Here is a 20,032-nt window from a genome sequence, read left to right on the forward strand (position 1 = left end):
TAGCTAACCCGCCTTTCTTTAGATTTTGAAGTCTACGAACATTCGTTCATAGGCACCAACTCCTTTCGAATAGGATTAGCCACCGCCTTTAAACCTGTACAGTTATTATAACATAAAAAAATGCCACAAGTGCTGTCATAATAGCATTTGTGGCATTTTTTGTATTGAGTAATTTATGCTTACCATTAACCATTTTTAATCATTTCAGCATCGGTTACTTTTTATCTGGGTAACGCTCTAGTTGCACTTTCTAATGCCTCATCTATTTCATCACGTTGTTTCTCCGTAATGTCTCCTTTTGGATTATTTATTATTTTATGGTATGACAGACTTAGAAAGTACCGAATGAAAATAAAAATAGGCCAGCAAAATCGCTAGCCGTGGTTGAATTATAAATTAATTATTACACTATTGTTTTTTAATTGTTGTCACAAATTTATCAAAAAGAGCACGTTCATGTAGATTACGATTATATTGTAAACTATCAACACAAATATAGTTACCTTTTTTTGTATATCTACCATCCCCATGGCGTTTATTTAATGCTAAAAACATTGTTACGTTTTCTTCATGCTGACAAATTGAACAATATCCCCGTATAACTGGACTTGAAACATCACCAACTAACCCTAAAAGCTGGTCTTGTTCATAATACAATATATATTTACGTCGTGTCGCAATATCATTCCAAGCAAAAAAAGTATAATCACGCCAATCCACTACCGTTAAATCAGGTAGCGTCAATTTCTTAGTCTTGCGGAATGTTTGTTGTATTTGTTTTTTGTCTGGTGCTACAAAAGGCACGACAAACTCTTGTAATGTTTTGACCATTGTTTCAGTCGCACGGTGTCGCAATCGTCGATCCATGATATTAGAAATTAACTGCGTAATGGCAGGGTCATTACCAGGAACTGTATCGTGGATTTCCTCGGCAGCTAAATCTTGAAGGACACCAATTGTCCGTAAGTCATTGACTGATTGGTATTGATGTACCAAGTTATAGACAATGTCATTAATCTTCATATACTGATAGGGTTGTATTGTTAGTGTCATAAATTTTTCCTTTCATTTCTCATAATTAGAATCATTAGAAAGAAAGTTTTTTTCTAGTGATTCGATTAATAGTTATTAACCTTGTCACTAGCAGATACTATACGTACCATCTGACCACCTCCTAGAGCTACCCTAGTTTATCAAACCTTTTAAAAAAAACAAATAAGCCTTATATTGCTTACTGATACCCTAGAAAACAGGATAGCACGGTAACTAGCTACCACTAATCATAACCTTTATATGCTATAAGTTAGTATTGTTTAAATTATAGAAATAAACTTTTTTATCTGCCCATTCACCAAATTCAAACATAAATTTTTCACGAGTTGTTTCAAATGAAAAGCCTAATTTTTTTAGTAATTCCTGAGATGGTGTATTTGGGATACTAACATGTGCTTCAATTCTATGAAATCCTAATTGATTAGATGCTAACTTCAAAATAGCTGTTAATGCTTCAAAAGCATACCCTTTTCGCCATAATTGATTATGAATAAAATAACCAATTTCACCCCAATTCATATTCGCTCTGGCAAGTGTTGCAATATCAATCATACCAATATGATGTTGCGTTTTTTTATCAAAAATAGCAAAAATATAAGTGTCGTCTGCCTGCCTTAATGTATCATGCTTTTGAACCAGCTCATTAAACCATTCTTGCGTACAAATACTCATATCTAATAAACCTTCATCAAAGGGATTTTGTGACGGTTGCCGTTGCGAAAACCCCTTGAACCAACTCTCATAGTCGGTTGTTCTTAATGGCCTAATAATCAATCTATCTGTAGAAATTTCTATCATTATTTATAATATTCTCTTTTCTTTCAAGTAATTAAGTTCATTATAATTAATGCAATATTAAATGTGTATATTCTTTATGATATCTTAGAAAAGACTGTTTTTGGAAAGCTTCATATGCTATACGTCTTTCTATTAAATCACATAAAAGCAGCCAAATTTTTATGAATTTGGCTGCTTATTTATTTCATTCCTTCTCTTAAATAATATAGGATTACTTTTTAATTTAAATCACGAAATCCAATATCTTTTCGATAATAAAAATTAGTCAAATCCAAATTGGCTAGTGTCGTATTAACAATTGTTTGTGCCTTTTTAAGTGTTAATGCATGCGCGATCAGTGTAAAAATACGACCTCCCGAGCTATATAATGTTTTATTTTTTGCAACAACGCCACCATAAAAAATATTATCCGGCAAATCAGGTAATGCAATATGCTGTTTAGGATTATCTGGATATCCTGGTGCAGCAACAACTGTACCTATATAATATTCTTGATTTTGCCAAATCATTTTGGGCGTTTTCCCCATAATTAAGTTGCTTATTACTGTATAGAAATCACTTTCTAGCTGTGGCAGTAAAACCTGCGTCTCAGGATCGCCTAAACGAACATTGAACTCAATCACTTTAGTGCCTTCAGGTGTTAAGATGCAGCCAATATATAAGGTACCAGCATACATTAAATTTTCTTGTCGTAATCCATCCATGATTGGTAAAATAATTGATTTTTTGAGTTGCGTAATGATTTCATCCGTAATATGTGGCACGGGTGAGTACGCTCCCATACCGCCAGTATTAGGTCCTTCATCGCCCGCAAATAACTTCTTATGATCCTGTGATATTGGCAAAATAACCGGCTCAGGTCCACCAACAAATACCATCAATGAAAATTCTTCACCCGTTAAATATTCTTCTATTAGAATTTGATCCGATTTTTGTATACCTTCACGCAAAGCTGGCACCAATTCATCCGCTTTTGTCACAATTTTAACACCTTTACCACTTGCTAAGCCGTTCTCTTTAATAACGATTGGTAAAGATAATCGCTGAGTATACTCTAAGGCCTGATTAACATCGGTAAATACATTAAAATCCGCAGTCGGTACGTGATGACGCCTCATAAAATCTTTTGCAAATTGTTTATTGCTTTCTAATTTTGCAGCATTTTGATTAGGCCCAAAAACTTTTAATCCTTTAGCTGTTAAAAAATTTACAATTCCCTCAGCTAATGGTGCCTCTGGTCCGACAAACACCAAGTCTATCTGTTGTTTAGCAGCAAACGTGGCTAATTGTCCAAAATCATTTTCTAAAATAGCAACCGTTTGAATACCACTTGCTTGCATACCCGGATTTCCTGGTGCACAAAAAACTGTTGCAACCTGTTTACTCTTCAAAAAAGTTGTCGCAATTGCGTGTTCACGCGCACCAGATCCAATTACAAGAACATTAAACATTAAAATATCCCTCCTAATGTCTAAAGTGACGCACGCCAGTTGTCACCATTGCGATACCATACTTATCGGCCATAGCAATGGAATCCTTATCATGAATACTACCACCTGGCTGCACAATAGCCTTAATATTATGTTGTGCAGCATACTCTACACAATCATCCATTGGGAAAAAGGCATCTGATGCTAAAATAGCCGCTTCATAACCTTCCTTTGGCATCGCTTTTTGTATGGCAATCTTTGTTGCATCAATGCGATTAGGTTGCCCCATACCAACACCTAATGTTTTTGTCGCAGTTGTCACAACAACCGCATTACTTTTTACAAATTTTACAACATGCTGTCCAAATTGTAATGCCTTCAATTGTTCAGCTGTAGGTTGCTGCTTTGTTACTACTGTGAACGTTTCTGCCTCTTCAACCTGGCGATCGGTTTCTTGTATAAGTAATCCACCACTAACTGCAATGGTTTCAAAACGATCTGCTGCATCGGCATGGCTCAAATCAGCTTGTAATAAACGAATATTCTTTTTTCGACCCAAAATTTCTAAAGCTTCTTTGCTAAATGATGGTGCAATCACAATTTCCAAGAAAATTTTATGCATTTTTTGGGCAGTTGCTGCATCAATTTCACGATTAACCGCTACAATACCACCAAAAATAGACATTGGATCTGATTCATACGCTTCATTCCAGGCTTGTTCAATATTATCAGCAATCCCAACTCCACATGGATTCATATGTTTCATCGCAACCACACATGGTTCTAAAAATTCACTAACCATGTTTAAAGCGGCATTGGCATCTTTCAAATTATTAAATGATAGTTCCTTGCCATGCAATTGTTTTGTGATAATTGAAAGTTTTGCAGGAATAGGATGACGATAAAATGCAGCCGTTTGATGACTATTTTCACCATAACGTAGACTTTGCTGTTTTTCATACGTTAATGTTAACTTCTCTGGAAACGCGTCATCGGTTAAGTAATTAGCAATTAATGCATCATATGCCGCAGTGTGTTGGAATACCTTTGTTGCTAATTCTTTTTTAAATGCCAAATCATTTTGTTCAGCTTCTAAAAACGATACGACTGATGCATAATCAGCAGGATCTACAATTGTCAAAACATCCGCAAAATTTTTAGCAGCAGCACGTAACATTGAAGGACCACCAATATCAATTTGTTCGATTGCTTCGGCTTGAGTAGTTTCAGACTTTTCAATCGTTTCTTTGAAAGGATACAAATTAACAACTACTAAATCAATTGGTGAAATGTCTGCTTCACGTAATTGTGCCATATGATCCGGATTATCACGTTTTGCTAATAAGCCACCGTGAATTTTAGGATGTAAAGTTTTAACACGGCCATCTAGCATTTCAGGGAATCCTGTAACGTCTTCAACACCCGTCACGGTTAAACTACCTTTTTCAAGCGCCTTTTTTGTACCACCTGTTGAAATAACTTCAAAATCTAAGTCAATTAATTGACGTGCAAATTCAAGCAACCCGGTTTTATCTGAAACGCTTAATAATGCTTTTTTAGTCATTTTTAGAATTCCCCTTTTTCTAATAGATCTTTGACAATCGATGGATAAAATATATGTTCAGTTTGATGCACTCTTCGCTCAAGATCTGCTAATTTATCTGTTTTATAAATTGGTACTTCACACTGCGCAATAATTTTACCAGAGTCAATACCTTCATCAACCCAGTGAATGGTTACGCCAGTTTGTGAAATACCAGCTTGATAAGCATCTTCAATACCATGACGACCCGGAAAATTAGGTAATAATGCTGGATGAATATTAATTATTTTCCCAGCATATTTTGCTAATAAAGTCGGCCCCACAATCCGCATGTAGCCAGCTAGTAAAATAAAATCAATTTGTTCAGCCACTAATTTTTTTATGATAGCTGATTCTGCTGCTGCCTTATTTGTATAGTCTTTAAAGTTAATGACTATACTTGGCACTTTTTCTTGCCTTGCCCGTTGTAAGACATTAACATTTTGATGATCACATACTAACAAGCTAACTTGAACTGGTATTTTTTCCTGAACAAAATCCTGGCACAGTGCTGTAAAATTTGTGCCCTCACCTGAAGCAAAAATCGCAATTTTTTTGATCGTTGACATCACTGCAACTCGCCTTTCAAATTTACTTGCTGGGTTCCTGGTATAAGCTTACCAATTTGATAAGCCTGTTCACCTGCTTGCTGTAAGGCATTTATGACGTATTTCACATGTTTGGCATCAACTGCTAACACCATACCAATACCTAAATTAAAGGTGTTAGTCATATCTGAAAATGTAAGTTGCCCAAGCGTTTGTAACGATTGCATAATTTGTGGTAATGGCCAAGCATCAACATTAATTTCAGCATCTAATTTCCCGTTCAAAATACGACCAACATTTTCAATTAATCCACCACCCGTAATATGTGCAATCGCATGTATTTGATTTTGTTGTACTAATGGATAAACTGAATCAACATAAATGCGTGTTGGTTTTAATAATTCTGTTTGCAAATCTTGTTGGTGACCAGGTAATGTATCAGTCAAGGTATAATCATGTTGTTTAAATAAGATATTCCGTACTAAACTAAAGCCATTTGAATGTAAGCCATTGGATGCTATACCAATCAATACATCACCAACCTGTGTGTTGTCAGCTAGTAATAATTGTTTCTTATCAGCAATACCAACTGCAAAACCAGCTAAATCGTAATGCTGATCATGATACATATCTGGCATTTCTGCTGTTTCACCACCTAATAGTACGGTACCAGCTTGTTTTATTCCCGCAACTACCCCCGTCAAAATATCCTTGGTTTGTATTGCATCTAAATGACCTGTACCAATATAATCTAGAAAAAATAATGGTTTCGCCCCTTGTGCCAACACATCATTGACACACATTGCCACCAAATCAATACCAACTTGTGTGTTTTGATTAGCCTGAATAGCAACCAACAACTTTGTACCAACACCATCCGTACCTGCAACCAAAACTGGATTTTGAAATGGGCCAATATCTAACGGAAATAAACCGCCAAATGAACCTAATGCTTCGTTTTGTGTTAAATTCTTAATTTGGCTAACCAGTTGATATCCTGCATTAATATCGACACCCGCCTTCTTATAAGCATCCATTTTATAATCCTTCCTGTTAGCTTAATTTACGACATTGTAACGCCAGTTATTACATCACGATGATGTAATTTGTTTTGCTCTTCGTTATATTGTTTTTGATAATCATATAGTGGTGTTGGATAATTGCCATCAAAATAAGCAACACACAAACTACCATTCGGTGCGCCAGTTTCTAATCCTACTGCTTGTATCAAACTTGGCACACTTAAAAATCCCAATGAATCTGAACTAAACGTTTGGCACATTTCTGTCAAAGTCTGGTTTGCTGCAATCAATTCGCTAGCATGTTGAATATCAATACCATAAAAGCATGGATATTTTAGCTCTGGCGAAGCAATGCGTAAGTGAACCTCAGCTGCCCCGGCATCTTTTAACAATTTCACAATCCTTCGACTAGTGGTGCCTCGTACAATAGAATCATCAACTAAAACTACCCGTTTACCTGCTACAACCCCTCTCACTGCCGAAAGCTTCATATTGACACCTTGTTCACGTAACTTTTTGGTTGGTTGGATGAAGGTACGACCAGAATACTGATTTTTAACTAATCCCATTTCATAAGGTAGTCCTGATTCTTGTGCATAGCCCATGGCTGCTGATAATGAAGAATTAGGCACGCCTATCACCATATCTGCCTTTACAGGGTGTTCCTTGGCCAATAAAGCGCCCATTCGCTTACGAGCAGAATGAACATTGACACCATAAATATCTGAATCCGGGCGCGCAAAGTAAATAAATTCCATAGAGCAAATTGCTAATTGTGTATCTGTTGTGTAAGTTGAGATGGCTAACCCATTATTATCAATTTTTAATAATTGACCAGGTTGTACATCACATAAAAAAGTTGCACCAACTGCACTTAATGCACAAGTTTCACTACAAATAACAAAACCGCCGTTTGATAATTTACCGACAACAAGTGGCCGGAAACCATTTGGGTCAAGTGCTGCATAAAGACTATCTTTGGTCAAAAGTAAATAGGCGAAACCACCTTTAATTTGTCTCAGAGCATCTTTAATTTGCTCATCCAAAGTTGTTTCTTTACTCAAACGAATAAGATGCATCAAATTTTCAGAGTCTGAACTTGATTGATAAATAGCACCTCTGCTTTCCAGAGTTTGACGAATTGTTTGTGCGTTGGTCAAATTACCATTATGAGCAAGTGCGAATTGTGTATCACTAAAATTAAAAGGCAATGGTTGAATATTTTCTAATAAATTACTCCCTGCAGTTGAATACCGAACATGACCAATGGCTGCTTGACCCTGTAATTTTTCAAGTTCCACTGCATTAAACACATCATTTAATAAACCTAAATCACGTTTTGTTCTAAGTTGACCATTATTATTAATTGTAATACCGGCGCCTTCTTGACCACGATGCTGTAAAGAAAATAAACCTGTATAGGTTAGAAATGCTGCATCAGGTGTCCCCCAGACACCGAAAACGCCACACTCTTCATTTAAATGACTTACTTCAAGCTGCATGGTAAAGCCCCTTCCCAAATATTCAATGCCTGTGAAACTGATAACTTAAACTCACCGTCTTGTGCCATTACGTGTAAAAAGTCGTTATCGGCGACTTGTCCTAAACAAGTGGCATGTTCACCTAATAAATGCTCAAATGCTAGTTGATCTTGAGGACTGACTGATACAACAAAACGCGATTGTGTCTCAGCAAAAAATTGATGAACCATCAATTCACTAACTAAGTTAACGCCTAAATGATTACCAAATGTGGCTTCAGCAATAGCAACAATTAACCCACCTTCTGATACATCATGAGCACTTTGTAAAAGATTATTTTCAATTGCCTGCATCACAAAATTTTGCATTTTAAATTCATTTTCTAAATCAAAATCAAATAATTGACCTGAAATTTTACCTGTTTGCATTTTTTGGATTTCTGAACCATTGAAATCATTATGCGTTTGACCAATAACATAGACAAAGTCACCAGCTTGTTTAAAATCTTGTGTGGTAATATGCTCTAACCCTTGAATTAAACCAACCATCCCAACCATTGGTGTTGGATAAATTGGGACATCATTAAATTCATTGTGCAAAGAAACATTTCCTGATATAACTGGTGTTGCAAAGGTTTCACATGCTTCGCTCATTCCCTGCACAGCTTGATCTAATTCATAAAATTGTTCTGGCTTTTCTGGATTTCCAAAATTCAAACAATCAGTGATACCAAGTGGTAATCCTCCTGAAGCAACAATATTTCTAGCTGCTTCAGCAACAGCAATTTGACCACCAATTCGTGGATTTAAATATAAATAACGGCCGTTAACATCTGTTGTCATCGCTAATGCTTTATCATAATGACGGACCCGTACAACCGCTGCATCCGAACCAGGCTTCACAAGCGTATTTGTTTGAACTTGTGAATCATAAGTCTCATATAGACTTTTTTTAGATGCGATGGTTAATTGTGCTAACATCTGTCGTAATACTCTGGTAGGTGAAGCAACATTTGGAACAAATTGTCTCGTGCTTGCTTGTTCAATCCGAGCAGGCACTTTACTTTGACGATAATAAACAGGTGCTTGTGATGCTAATGCATCAACTGGGACATCGACAACAATATTACCTTGATGAAGTAATTGGTAATGGTCATCATCAGTTACGTGACCAATAGTAATAGCCTCAACACCATATTCAGCAAACACTGACAAAACTTCATCTTCATAACCTTTTTTGACACACAACAACATACGTTCCTGTGATTCAGACAGCATCATTTCAAAAGGCGTCATATTAGCTTCTCGTTGGGGTACTAAATCCAAATTCAAAATCATCCCATTTCCACCAGCTTTTGAACCCATCTCCGCTGAAGAAGAAACTAATCCTGCGGCCCCCATATCTTGCATCCCAATCAAAGCATCTGCATGATTAGTACTAATTTCTAAACACGCTTCCATCACTAATTTTTCTGTAAAAGGGTCGCCAACCTGTACTGCAGAACGTTGATTTTCATGTTCAGAATCAAATTGTGCCGATGCAAATGATGCACCATTAATACCATCACGACCGGTTTTAGCACCGACATAAATAATACTATTACCAACACCAGCTGCAGCACCAACTTGAATGTTATCTAACGCCATCAAACCGACACACATGACGTTCACCAATGGGTTTTGTGAATAAGCATCATCAAAGGCAATATCACCACCTACTGTTGGCACTCCAATACTATTACCGTATGCACCAATGCCGGCAACCACTTGGGAAATTAAATATCGATCAGCTGCTGTACGTGGTGTTCCAAAGCGTAAACTATCTAAACTAGCAATTGGACGCGCACCCATTGAGAAAATATCACGTAAAATACCTCCCACACCAGTTGTCGCTCCTTGAAATGGCTCCACGGCTGATGGATGATTATGGCTTTCAGCTTTGAAAACAACGCCTTGACCATCACCAATATCAATGATCCCTGCTCCTTCACCAGGTCCTTTTACAACACGAGGACCTTTTGAGAAGAATTTTTTCAAAACCGGTTTTGAATTTTTATATGAGCAATGCTCACTCCACATACCTGAAAAAAGACCGATTTCAGTATAATTAGGTAAACGACCAAGGACCTCGTTTTTAATTAATTGATACTCATCATCTGAAAGTCCTAATGATTGGTAAAGTTTTTGCTCTTCAATTATCGTTGGTGAAATTTCTGTAGCTTGAACATCGATATTACTCATGAAAAGCCACCTCACCTGTCTTAATAAAATTAATGATTGACGTGAATAATTGCCTACCATCATCTGATCCTAAAATTTTTTCAACTGCACGTTCTGGATGTGGCATCATACCAAGTACATTACCTTTTTGGTTTGTAATACCAGCAATATCCGATACGCTACCATTGGGATTGTTATGATATCTAAAAATAATTTGATTATTTGCTTCTAAACTTTTAAGCGTTTGTGTATCACAATAGTAATTACCATCACCATGTGCAATGGGCAGTGTAATGATGGCTCCTTCATCATACAAATTAGAAAATGGACTTTGATTATTTGTCACAATTAACTGTTGATCACGACATATAAATTGTGCAACTGTATTCTTTTGTAGTGCTCCTGGTAACAGACCAGCTTCGGTTAAAATTTGGAACCCGTTACAAATACCAATGACTGGCTTACCACTATTAGCAAACTCACGTAGCGCAGGAATAATTGGCGCAAAACGTGCAATAGCGCCACTACGTAGATAGTCACCGTACGAAAACCCACCTGGCACAATCACTGCATCAAAATCAATTAATGAATCTGAATCATAAGATACTAACGCTGCTTCTTCACAAAGAATATCGGTAATGGCATAATAAGCATCCAACTCACAGTTAGATGCCGGAAATGCTAAAATCGCAAATTTCATGACATACCCTCCAATTCAATAATTTCGTAGGTATAGTTCTCCATATTGTAATTTGCTAGCATGCGATCACTAATTTCATTAACTTCTTGTACAATTTCTGCCCGAGTTAACTCATCTGAAAAAGTTAATTCAAATGTTTTACCAACTTTTAATTGCGTAATATTTTCATAGCCAAGGCGTCCTAGTGCCTGTTGAATGGCTTGTGCTTCTGGATTTAGAATAGATTCTTTGTAATTCACAAAAACTTTAACGACTGTCATGATTTGTTAGGCCTCCTCTGATTGCTGTAAACGTTGCAAAACTTTTTCATAAACCGGCACCATTTCACCCAGCCCTTGACGGAAAATATCTTTATCCAGTGACTGTTTCGTTTGAACATCAACTAGACGACAATTATCAGGTGATAATTCATCTGCTAAAATAACGGTACCCATTTTTGTTACCCCAAATTCAAGTTTAAAGTCGACCAGTTGAACATTTATTTTTTCAAAAATTTGTATCAAATGTTGATTAACTTGCAAAGCAATCTGACGAATTTCTGATATTTGATCATTTGTTGCAAGTCCCAAAGCCAAAGCATCATCATCATTTAAAAAGGGATCATCTAATACATCGTTTTTATAAAAAAATTCGATGACGGGTTGTGAAAACTTTTGTAAATATTCTGTCTGGTATCGCTTCACAAAGCTACCAGATGCATAATTGCGAATAACTGTTTCTAAAGGAATAATTTGCACGCGCTGCACTAATTGATCCGTTAAATCCAACTGTTTAATAAAGTGATTCTTAATACCTTGATGACGTAAATCAGTAAATAGTTGTGATGAAATAACACAATTTGTCTTACCTTTATCCGTCATTTGAACCTTACGTTTACCATTTAGTGCTGTTACCTGATCTAGATAGTGTACCCACAGAATATCGGAATGATTAGTCGTATACATTTCCTTTGCTTTTCCCCGATATAACAACCCTTGTTTTTTAATTTCTGCCAATTCAGCCATTGTTAATTATCTCCCCTTATCATATCTGTTGTTGCCAATAGTTCATTAACATCAGTACCCACAACTGTAATATGACCTAACTTTCTTTGAGGTCTAATGTCGCTTTTACCATAATCATGAAAATGCCACTCTGGATGATCATGTAACATTTCACGCGCTAATGTTAAGTCATTTCCTAATAAATTGCGCATCACAGCTGGATATGCTTGTTTTATATCTGGTATTGGTAAGCCACAAATACTACGAATATGCGCTTCAAATTGTGAAATATTACATGCTTCAATCGTATAATGCCCAGAATTATGTGGTCGTGGTGCAAGTTCATTAACTACCAATTCGTGGTCATTAATAACAAAGAACTCAATACCTAGAACACCGTAAAGGTTAAGATTATTTGCAATTTTTTCAGCATAAATTTGTGCGTTGTACTGCAATGTATCAGAAAATTGATTAGCTGCAACCGTCGTATGTAAAATATGATTCTTATGCTGATTTGCTACTAAAGGAAAAGTAAAAACATGTTGATTAAAGTCGCGCGTTACCATCATTGATGCTTCAGCTTGAAACTCCTGACGAGCTTCTAAAATACATGGTGTTCGCTTATATAATTGTTCAGCCCTGATAATATCGCTTGGCTTATCAATATCTAACTGACCATGACCGTCATAACCACCACTAACTGTTTTCAAAAGCGCCGGATAGCCTATTTTTTCAATGGCTATTTCTAATGAGGATGCATCAGTAACCGAGGCAAAATTGGTTACTGGAATTTGTATATTTTTTAAAAAATTTTTTTCTCTTAACCGTTGTCCACTAACATGTAATAAATTAACCCCTTGCGGTAAAGATGTATATGCCGTTACTTTCTGTAATGTTTCTTCTGCGACATTTTCAAATTCATAGGTTAATACTGCGCTACGATGGGCAAGTTCTAATAAAGCGACTTCATTATCATAGCTAGCTATGATTTGAAAATCAGCGACTTGTGCTGCTGGTGCATCTGGTGTGGGATCTAAAATGCCAACTTTATACCCCATACTTTTGGCACTCAAAGCCATCATTTGCCCTAATTGTCCACCACCTACAATGCCAATTGTTGCTGGTGGCAAAATTGTTTTAATCAAAACGCGCCTCACTTTCAATAGCTTCTTGACGTTGTGTTTCTTTTAAATCAATTAACTTGTCTTGGACGCTTGCTTGTGTGATACCCAACATTTGTGCTGCTAAAATAGCTGCATTTTTAGCACCAGCATCACCTATACTAACAGTTGCAACTGGTGCTCCTGTGGGCATTTGCACAATTGATAGCAATGAATCTATACCGTTCAATGTTCGTGTTTTAATTGGAACACCAATCACAGGTAACGTCGTATTAGCAGCAATCATACCTGGTAAGTGAGCTGCACCACCTGCACCTGCAATGATAACTTTTATCCCTTTAGTCCGTGCATTTTCCCCAAACTCCTGTAATTCATTAGGCATTCGATGTGCTGATATGACCCTCTTTTCAAATGATATATCTAGCTTTTTAAGTAGTTCACACGCCAATTTCATTGTTGACCAATCCGAAATTGATCCCATCAATACTGCAACTTCATTTGCCACCATTTATTCCTCACTTTTGACTTTCACCATGACAACGTCTGTTTTTCACCTTCATAATACTGAACTTTAAAAAGCAAGTCAACGTGTTTAGTTCGTATTTGTTGATAAAAAAACGAAAAAAATACTAAAAAATAAAATTAAGTTCGTTTTTAGACAAAACGTTCTAATCTCCATAAAAAAAGCCCCGTGCTTTTAAACACGGTGGCTAATTTCACAAATACTGTTGCAACAGCGTTCGTTTACATTAATTATTTAACATATAAAATATCAGGTAATGGAAATACTTGTATATTATCTGAAAGCACGACATTATTATCTTGAAAACCTAATACTTTCCCATGATACAAAGGACTAACAATCCCCTGATCATTGTGATTCCTTGATTGAATGGTTACTTTAAATTGTTGGTCAAAAGCTTTCATTAAATATTGACTAATTGCTTTCTCAGACATTTCTTCATAATCTTGACGCTTCACGTTATCCAGCCGATTTTTAGAGTATTTACCAACGTCCTCTGTATGATCACTAAGAAAATAGCCTTGCCATTTAACCATACCTCTATCTTGGTAATCATTTTGAAAAAAATGAGCTGCATTTATCAACTGATAATTTAATTTATCTTGATTATCCATAGGTATTACCGCCATTATGACCACCAACTAAACCTGCACGTTGTATCATTGTACCGCCAGCGCTTAACGAAGACAGTTTGACTAAGCTCGTGACACCAAATTTTTTTCTAATATCATCAACGACCTGATCAATTTTAGCAGCATTAATTTGTTGTACAACTGGCGTTAATAAATCTAATTGCTCATAACCTGCTGGTTGTAATTTACCAACAGATACACCTAAGTTACGTACGTTGCCATCCGTATAATGTTCATCAAATAAATCAATTAAAGCGTTATGAATAACATGCGATAAATTTGATGGTTCAATTTTCATTTGGACATTAAAACCAGGCATCTGTTTTTGTTCACTTGTTGCATAAGCATAACCAACAAATAATGATACCGTACCAGCTGCTAATTGCTTGGCGCGTAATCGTGCAGCAACTTGTTCACTAATTTCACGAATAACAACTTTAATTTCGGGGATATCATTATAGTCACGTGGTAACACTTGACTATTAGAAATATTTCCTGCTTTAACTTTATGTTTACAACTAACAATGCTACGATCTACTCCCCAAGCTAAAGCAAACAGTTCTTCACCACGAATACCCATTTTTTGTTTAAGATAATATGGACTTGCCATAGCTAAATCATACATTGAAAAGATACCCAACCGATTTAATTTTTTAGCTGTTTTACTGCCAATACTCCAAACAGTATCTAACTTTGTAATGGGCCATAAATGTTCTGGTAAATTCTCAAAATGCCATTCTCCAATGAAATCACAATCGTGTTTCGCCTGAATATCTAAGGCAATTTTAGCCATTGTAAGTGTATCGCCAATACCAACTGTCAAATATAATCCTAGTTCTTTTTTTACTTTTAACTGAATAATATGTGCTAATTTCTTTAATGTTAAATCCTTACCATAAATAAATTTTAAATATTCCCAAGAATCTGTCACGTCAAGAATACTTTCATCAATGGAATATAAATGGAGATCCTCTTCAGCAACAAATTGACGAAAAATATCATTAACTTTTTTATTTACAGCAATATAACGATTCATTCGTGGCTGAACAATAATCAACCGAGAATCTTTTGGAACATCACGTTGACGCATGACATTTTTAATACCCAATTCTTTTTTTGCACGAGGGGAAACAGCTAATACAAGTCCCCCATTAGTGTTTGCCTGTTGACTCATAACTACTAATAATGAAGTTAAGGGGTTTAAGCCACGATCGGCACTTTCTACACTTGCGTAAAAGCTTTTTGAATCAATCACCATAACTTTTCTTCTCATTTCATGACAAGTTACGTCTGAAAAATTCATAACTCTCCTCCAATCCATTAAATAAGTTTAACTGTACAAAATTAGTTTAAACCTAACTAACTGATTAATCAATAAAATTTTACGGCTAGTATATTTATCGTTATTTGCGGTAAAATTTTAATAAGTACAAACACTTTCCCTTTAATTTCGACACGATGATAAGGAGCAAACAATTATGAAACAACGCTGTAATTGGGCACAAAATGGTAATCAATTATTAAAAGATTATCATGATACTGAATGGGGTGTCCCAACAACAACAAGTCAACAACTTTTTGAGTTGTTGACCCTAGAAGCATTTCAAAGCGGTCTAAGCTGGCAACTTATTTTAAATAAACGAGAAAATTTTAAACAGGCATTTGATAACTTTGATTTTGAAAAAATAGCCCACTATGATAATGACAAAATCATAAGTTTAATGCACAATAGCGGTATTATTCGTAATAAACGTAAAATAATAGCCACCATTAATAATGCTAAAATTATGCAAACGAAATTCCCTAATAATCAATTTAGTGAATATGTTTGGTCCTTTACAGGTAATCATACAATCATCCATCACTATGCATCATCTGAATCAATTCCCAAATATGATCAACTAGCACTGATTGTAAGTAAGCAGCTAAAAAAAGCCGGCTTCGCCTATGCTGGCCCTGTTACCACTTACTCATTTCTTCAAGCAGCAGGTATTATAAACGATCATCAAATAAATTGCTTTAAAAAATAATCTGCCCATAATAAAAGACGTCCGACATACAAAGTGTTGGACGCCTTTTATTATGTTTAAAGGCAAATAAACCTTACCATTCATCATGCTTAATCATCGCTGCTAAATCAGCTTGCGTTACTTTTTGCCTAGGCAATGATTTTGCAACTCTTTTAAATTCTCTATTTAATTTATCTCGTTCCGTTGAATTTTCGTTAGCCGCTAATATTTCACGTTGCTTCTTTGAATCAGTCATAACGTCTCCTTTTACAATTAATTATTTTCGAGACTTAACATAACTATCAACTGCTATAATAACATTTGCAACATCTTCAGCTGTGACTTCAAATGGCATTTGATGAATTGTCTCAGAAGGAATAGTGGCTTGCTTACCAACATTTAAGAAATCTTCATAAGTAGCATCTTCTAGATGTAAATCTGCCAAAGTAGTTGGCAAACCAAGTGATTGATTAAAATTAATATATTTATTCAATGTCTCAGTTGGTACATTGTTCAACATTAACTCACATAAATACCCATAAGCAACTTTCTCGCCGTGCATCATGGTTTCACTTTCACCAGACAATACTGTGAAGCCATTGTAAATCGCATGTGCAGCAGCCAGTCCAGAACTTTCAAAACCAATACCACTTAACAATGTATTGGCTTCAACAACTGTTTCCAAAGCCGGTGTCACAACATGTGCTTCAGCTGCTGCTACAGCCTCGTGAGCATGGGCAAACAAATTGTCTTCACATGTTTGTACAATTGCTAATGAGGCTAAAGTTGGTGCTTGACCCAGCATTGATTTATTATGCCCCTTGGCAACATCTTGTGCTTCAATATTTGTTGCCATAGCATCTCCAATACCTGCAATTAGGTTTCTGACTGGGGCATTAGCAATAACTTTTGTATCGACCAACACGATGTCTGGATTTTTATCATAGAAAGCATAATTTGTAAATTGTCCTTCTGGTGTGTATAACACTGACAAAGCTGAACATGGCGCATCAGTCGATGCCACTGTTGGTAAAATAGCCACCGGCACTGCTAATTTATCAGCAATATTTTTTGCTGTATCGAGCGTCTTACCACCACCTAAACCAATAATAAAATCGTTATCGGCATGCTTACCAATTTCAACCACACGCATAATTTCTTCTTCAGAAGCTTCACCACCAAAATTAACATGCGTTACTATAAAATTACTTGATAATGTTTGATTTAATGTTTTACCCACAATTTACCAGACAATATCATCACAAAGCAATAGCGGTTGCTTTCCTAAATTTTCAAAATATTCCTTTGGATGACTGAATACATCATTACCTTGTACATAATGTGCTGGACTTGAAAATGCTTTAATCATAATTTCCCCCAAATAACCATATTGTGAATCATTTCACTATATATAGTTTAACAATATCTGAATTAGATAGCTACTGATATGCTTACTAACATTTAGAATCAAAATACTCTTAAAATTGTGAATATTCAAATATTATTAGATAATAGATATGACATAATAAAGAGAGGAATAGCTTAATATGAAAGAACTTTATCTAATGCGCCACGGTCAAACATTATTCAACCAATTGCACCGTATTCAAGGTGCTAGTGACTCACCACTTACACCACAAGGTATCACAGATGCTCAAGAAGTTGGCCATTATTTTGAACAAATTAATCTAACTTTTGACCATGCTTATGCTTCGACACAAGAACGAGCAAGTGACACGCTCGAAAATATTACAGATCAACCTTATACAAGATTAAAAGGATTAAAAGAATGGCATTTTGGCGTTTTTGAAGGTCAAAGTGAACAACTTAATCCACAAAATGATCCAATTCGTCATTCCTATGGTGATTTTTTTGTCCCATTTGGTGGTGAATCGGATATTCAAGTGCAACAAAGAATGAATCAGACACTAACAGAAATAATGGAAAAACCCGATCATAAACGCGTTTTAGCCGTTAGTCATGGTGGCGCTTGCTTTGTTTTTCTAAAAAAATGGTTGCCGTTTGAAGAAATCCAAAAACAAGTCCCTAATTTTCATAATTGCTGCATTTTAAAATTTGCCTATTCAAATAAAGAATTTAAGTTTATTGAAGCAATTAACGTAAAACAGATTTAATCCACTGATTAACGGAGATTAATTAACATGCAAATTATTATTTCGCCTGCTAAAAAAATGACGGTTGATCAAGACAGTTTTACACCGATTAATACGCCATGTTACTTAGAACAATCCTTAATAATTCAACAAAAACTATTGTCACTTTCTTATGATGAGCTCAAAAAATTATGGCAAACTAGTGATAAATTAACAACTGAAAACTATAATCAACTTCATCACACAAATTCAAATACCGCATTAACACCTGCAATATTCAGTTATACTGGTATTCAGTATCAATATATGGCACCAAATGTTTTAAGTGAACAAGCATTATCTTATCTTCAAAATCATTTATGGATTTTATCTGCTTTTTACGGTGTATTACGCCCATTTGACGGTATTGTACCTTATCGTCTAGAGATGAAATCCCGGTTAAAAATTAACGATAGTCGCAATCTTTATGAATTCTGGGGAGACACATTATACCAAATGATTCATAATCATGAACCGATTATTAATTTAGCATCTAAAGAATATGCACAATCGATACGCCCTTTTTTACAGCCTGAAGACGAATTTATTGATATTATATTTGCACACATTGTAGCCGGGAAACTAAAAGTTAAAGCTACTGATGCTAAAATGGCTCGTGGTGAAATGGTACGTTTTATTGTTGAAAATCAACTGACAACGATTGATAAACTGAAACAATTTAAAACAGCCGTATATTCTTTTGATGCATCACAATCAACTGATCATAAATTAGTTTTTATCTATCATTAAAACTGATTAACTAAACAAAAAGTCTAAGAACTCATTTAAGCAATAGTTCTTAGACTTTTTAATCTCTCACGGCTGATTCAAGACGACTCTATCAATAATAAAGTGAGCCACGATTACTCGTGATTCATTATTTAACAATAGCATACTCATCGATAGTCTTATTAGTGACGTCTTTTAATACTAGCCAGCTGTTAGTACCACCAAAATAAAGGAAAAGGCCAACTTCATTAACACTCTTTAAAATAATGTCTTCTGTCGTGGTAAATTTTTCGACTTTACTTGCTTGTTCTTGACGTAACTGTGTTCCCATACGAGCATCTAACCCAATAGAACCATCTTTATTTAGCGGATATTTTGTGCGTAAAGTAGCTCCTTTAACAATACGCATCTCGTTACGCTTCTGCCAGAAAATAGTTGCTTTGCTATCAAATGCATCCACCATAAAAGTAACATCAGCTATCGACTTTTTCCAACGATGTTGCGTTTTTTTAAAGGTTTTTGTTTTAGGAATTAGTGGATACATAAATTGATCCAGAATCAACATGATTTTTTCTACATAACCAATGAGATTTTGATTATCACCAACTGGGGTAAGTTTCTTATTACTTATTGTTTCCTGAATATTTTCTAATAACTCATTTTGATTAATATTTTTAGGTGGCAATAGTTGAATGATTGTCCCATGATCAGCAGGTTGTAAACTAGCAGACTGAAGCTTTCTGTTTTTAAAGTTTAGATAAAGCCCTGACACCGCTTGATTATATTTAAAATTGTGATGAATATAGAGTTCACCCTGTTTATTGTTAAATACTAGCTTAACAACATCTGTCGTAACCGTCATTTCAGCTTCAATTTGCATAAGATTCTCCTTACCAACTTAGCGAAGTGCCATATTATCCTTTTATTTAAAAATTTTTAACGCAGTAATTCTTATAATATGTTATAGCATACAGTATCTTGTCCCCATCCGCTACATTAAGCAATTATTACCAATTGTCTTTTGTATGAAATTTAAATATAAACCGTGT

The 20,032-nt window shown here is 35.5% G+C and carries 20 protein-coding genes and 1 pseudogene; 3 read left to right on the forward strand and 18 right to left on the reverse strand.

Annotated features, from left to right (window positions below; genetic code table 11):
- Nucleotides 1-408 precede the first annotated feature (408 nt).
- The 15 genes from FFM55_RS04035 to FFM55_RS04105 form a co-directional block, all read right to left on the reverse strand.
- Nucleotides 409-1,053, reverse strand: coding sequence for a FusB/FusC family EF-G-binding protein (locus FFM55_RS04035; RefSeq protein WP_137600531.1), 645 nt, complete (start codon nucleotides 1,051-1,053; stop codon nucleotides 409-411).
- 243 nt (nucleotides 1,054-1,296) lie between these two features.
- On the reverse strand, nucleotides 1,297-1,851 hold the full coding sequence (locus FFM55_RS04040; protein ID WP_042494014.1) for a GNAT family N-acetyltransferase: 555 nt from the start codon (nucleotides 1,849-1,851) through the stop codon (nucleotides 1,297-1,299).
- 218 nt (nucleotides 1,852-2,069) lie between these two features.
- Nucleotides 2,070-3,302, reverse strand: coding sequence for a phosphoribosylamine--glycine ligase (gene purD, locus FFM55_RS04045; protein ID WP_042494011.1), 1,233 nt, complete (start codon nucleotides 3,300-3,302; stop codon nucleotides 2,070-2,072).
- Nucleotides 3,303-3,315: 13 nt separating this feature from the next.
- Nucleotides 3,316-4,845 (reverse strand): bifunctional phosphoribosylaminoimidazolecarboxamide formyltransferase/IMP cyclohydrolase, encoded by a 1,530-nt coding sequence (gene purH, locus FFM55_RS04050; RefSeq protein ID WP_042494009.1) that lies wholly within the window; start codon nucleotides 4,843-4,845, stop codon nucleotides 3,316-3,318.
- A gap of 2 nt (nucleotides 4,846-4,847) precedes the next feature.
- Nucleotides 4,848-5,432: a phosphoribosylglycinamide formyltransferase gene (gene purN / locus FFM55_RS04055; RefSeq protein ID WP_042494006.1), complete on the reverse strand. Its 585-nt coding sequence runs from the start codon at nucleotides 5,430-5,432 to the stop codon at nucleotides 4,848-4,850.
- Nucleotides 5,432-6,448 carry a phosphoribosylformylglycinamidine cyclo-ligase gene (gene purM, locus FFM55_RS04060; protein WP_042494003.1) on the reverse strand — a complete coding sequence of 339 codons (1,017 nt, stop codon included), beginning with the start codon at nucleotides 6,446-6,448 and terminating at the stop codon, nucleotides 5,432-5,434. The genes purN and purM overlap by 1 nt, the downstream gene beginning before the upstream one ends.
- 26 nt (nucleotides 6,449-6,474) lie before the next feature.
- Nucleotides 6,475-7,935: an amidophosphoribosyltransferase gene (gene purF, locus FFM55_RS04065; protein WP_042494001.1), complete on the reverse strand. Its 1,461-nt coding sequence runs from the start codon at nucleotides 7,933-7,935 to the stop codon at nucleotides 6,475-6,477.
- A complete protein-coding gene (gene purL / locus FFM55_RS04070; protein WP_042493999.1) occupies nucleotides 7,920-10,154 on the reverse strand; it encodes a phosphoribosylformylglycinamidine synthase subunit PurL in 2,235 nt (744 codons plus the stop codon). Before purL ends, purF begins: the two co-directional genes overlap by 16 nt.
- A complete protein-coding gene (gene purQ / locus FFM55_RS04075) occupies nucleotides 10,147-10,833 on the reverse strand; it encodes a phosphoribosylformylglycinamidine synthase subunit PurQ (protein ID WP_042493998.1) in 687 nt (228 codons plus the stop codon). Before purQ ends, purL begins: the two co-directional genes overlap by 8 nt.
- Nucleotides 10,830-11,093, reverse strand: coding sequence for a phosphoribosylformylglycinamidine synthase subunit PurS (gene purS, locus FFM55_RS04080; protein ID WP_042493995.1), 264 nt, complete (start codon nucleotides 11,091-11,093; stop codon nucleotides 10,830-10,832). The genes purQ and purS overlap by 4 nt, the downstream gene beginning before the upstream one ends.
- A gap of 6 nt (nucleotides 11,094-11,099) precedes the next feature.
- The gene (gene purC, locus FFM55_RS04085) at nucleotides 11,100-11,837 is read right to left on the reverse strand and encodes a phosphoribosylaminoimidazolesuccinocarboxamide synthase (RefSeq protein WP_137600532.1); all 738 of its coding nucleotides are present in this window, start codon (nucleotides 11,835-11,837) and stop codon (nucleotides 11,100-11,102) included.
- 2 nt (nucleotides 11,838-11,839) lie between these two features.
- Nucleotides 11,840-12,961 carry a 5-(carboxyamino)imidazole ribonucleotide synthase gene (gene purK, locus FFM55_RS04090; RefSeq protein ID WP_081839329.1) on the reverse strand — a complete coding sequence of 374 codons (1,122 nt, stop codon included), beginning with the start codon at nucleotides 12,959-12,961 and terminating at the stop codon, nucleotides 11,840-11,842.
- Nucleotides 12,954-13,445, reverse strand: coding sequence for a 5-(carboxyamino)imidazole ribonucleotide mutase (gene purE, locus FFM55_RS04095; protein ID WP_042493988.1), 492 nt, complete (start codon nucleotides 13,443-13,445; stop codon nucleotides 12,954-12,956). Before purE ends, purK begins: the two co-directional genes overlap by 8 nt.
- 245 nt (nucleotides 13,446-13,690) lie before the next feature.
- The gene (locus FFM55_RS04100; RefSeq protein WP_042493986.1) at nucleotides 13,691-14,074 is read right to left on the reverse strand and encodes a hypothetical protein; all 384 of its coding nucleotides are present in this window, start codon (nucleotides 14,072-14,074) and stop codon (nucleotides 13,691-13,693) included.
- Nucleotides 14,067-15,395 carry a Y-family DNA polymerase gene (locus FFM55_RS04105; RefSeq protein ID WP_137600533.1) on the reverse strand — a complete coding sequence of 443 codons (1,329 nt, stop codon included), beginning with the start codon at nucleotides 15,393-15,395 and terminating at the stop codon, nucleotides 14,067-14,069. The genes FFM55_RS04100 and FFM55_RS04105 overlap by 8 nt, the downstream gene beginning before the upstream one ends.
- A 175-nt stretch (nucleotides 15,396-15,570) precedes the next feature.
- Between FFM55_RS04105 and FFM55_RS04110 the strand changes: the two genes are divergently transcribed.
- The gene (locus tag FFM55_RS04110) at nucleotides 15,571-16,122 is read left to right on the forward strand and encodes a DNA-3-methyladenine glycosylase I (protein ID WP_042493982.1); all 552 of its coding nucleotides are present in this window, start codon (nucleotides 15,571-15,573) and stop codon (nucleotides 16,120-16,122) included.
- Between the two features lie 73 nt (nucleotides 16,123-16,195).
- Here FFM55_RS04110 and FFM55_RS09795 read toward each other — a convergent pair whose 3' ends face one another.
- On the reverse strand, nucleotides 16,196-16,357 hold the full coding sequence (locus tag FFM55_RS09795; RefSeq protein ID WP_155982521.1) for a hypothetical protein: 162 nt from the start codon (nucleotides 16,355-16,357) through the stop codon (nucleotides 16,196-16,198).
- 21 nt (nucleotides 16,358-16,378) lie between these two features.
- Nucleotides 16,379-17,467, reverse strand: a pseudogene (locus tag FFM55_RS04115) (glycerol dehydrogenase).
- 181 nt (nucleotides 17,468-17,648) lie between these two features.
- On the opposite strand from FFM55_RS04115, the gene FFM55_RS04120 reads away from it, so the two are divergent.
- Both FFM55_RS04120 and yaaA read left to right on the forward strand, forming a co-directional pair.
- Nucleotides 17,649-18,236, forward strand: coding sequence for a histidine phosphatase family protein (locus FFM55_RS04120; protein ID WP_042493980.1), 588 nt, complete (start codon nucleotides 17,649-17,651; stop codon nucleotides 18,234-18,236).
- A gap of 27 nt (nucleotides 18,237-18,263) precedes the next feature.
- Nucleotides 18,264-19,004, forward strand: coding sequence for a peroxide stress protein YaaA (yaaA, locus tag FFM55_RS04125; protein ID WP_042493977.1), 741 nt, complete (start codon nucleotides 18,264-18,266; stop codon nucleotides 19,002-19,004).
- Between the two features lie 127 nt (nucleotides 19,005-19,131).
- On the opposite strand, the gene FFM55_RS04130 is transcribed toward yaaA, so the two are convergent.
- Complete coding sequence (locus FFM55_RS04130) at nucleotides 19,132-19,863, reverse strand: hypothetical protein (RefSeq protein ID WP_137600534.1); 732 nt, start codon at nucleotides 19,861-19,863, stop codon at nucleotides 19,132-19,134.
- Nucleotides 19,864-20,032: the final 169 nt, after the last annotated feature.

The organism is Weissella sagaensis (assembly GCF_005405285.1).
Taxonomy (GTDB): domain Bacteria; phylum Bacillota; class Bacilli; order Lactobacillales; family Lactobacillaceae; genus Weissella; species Weissella sagaensis.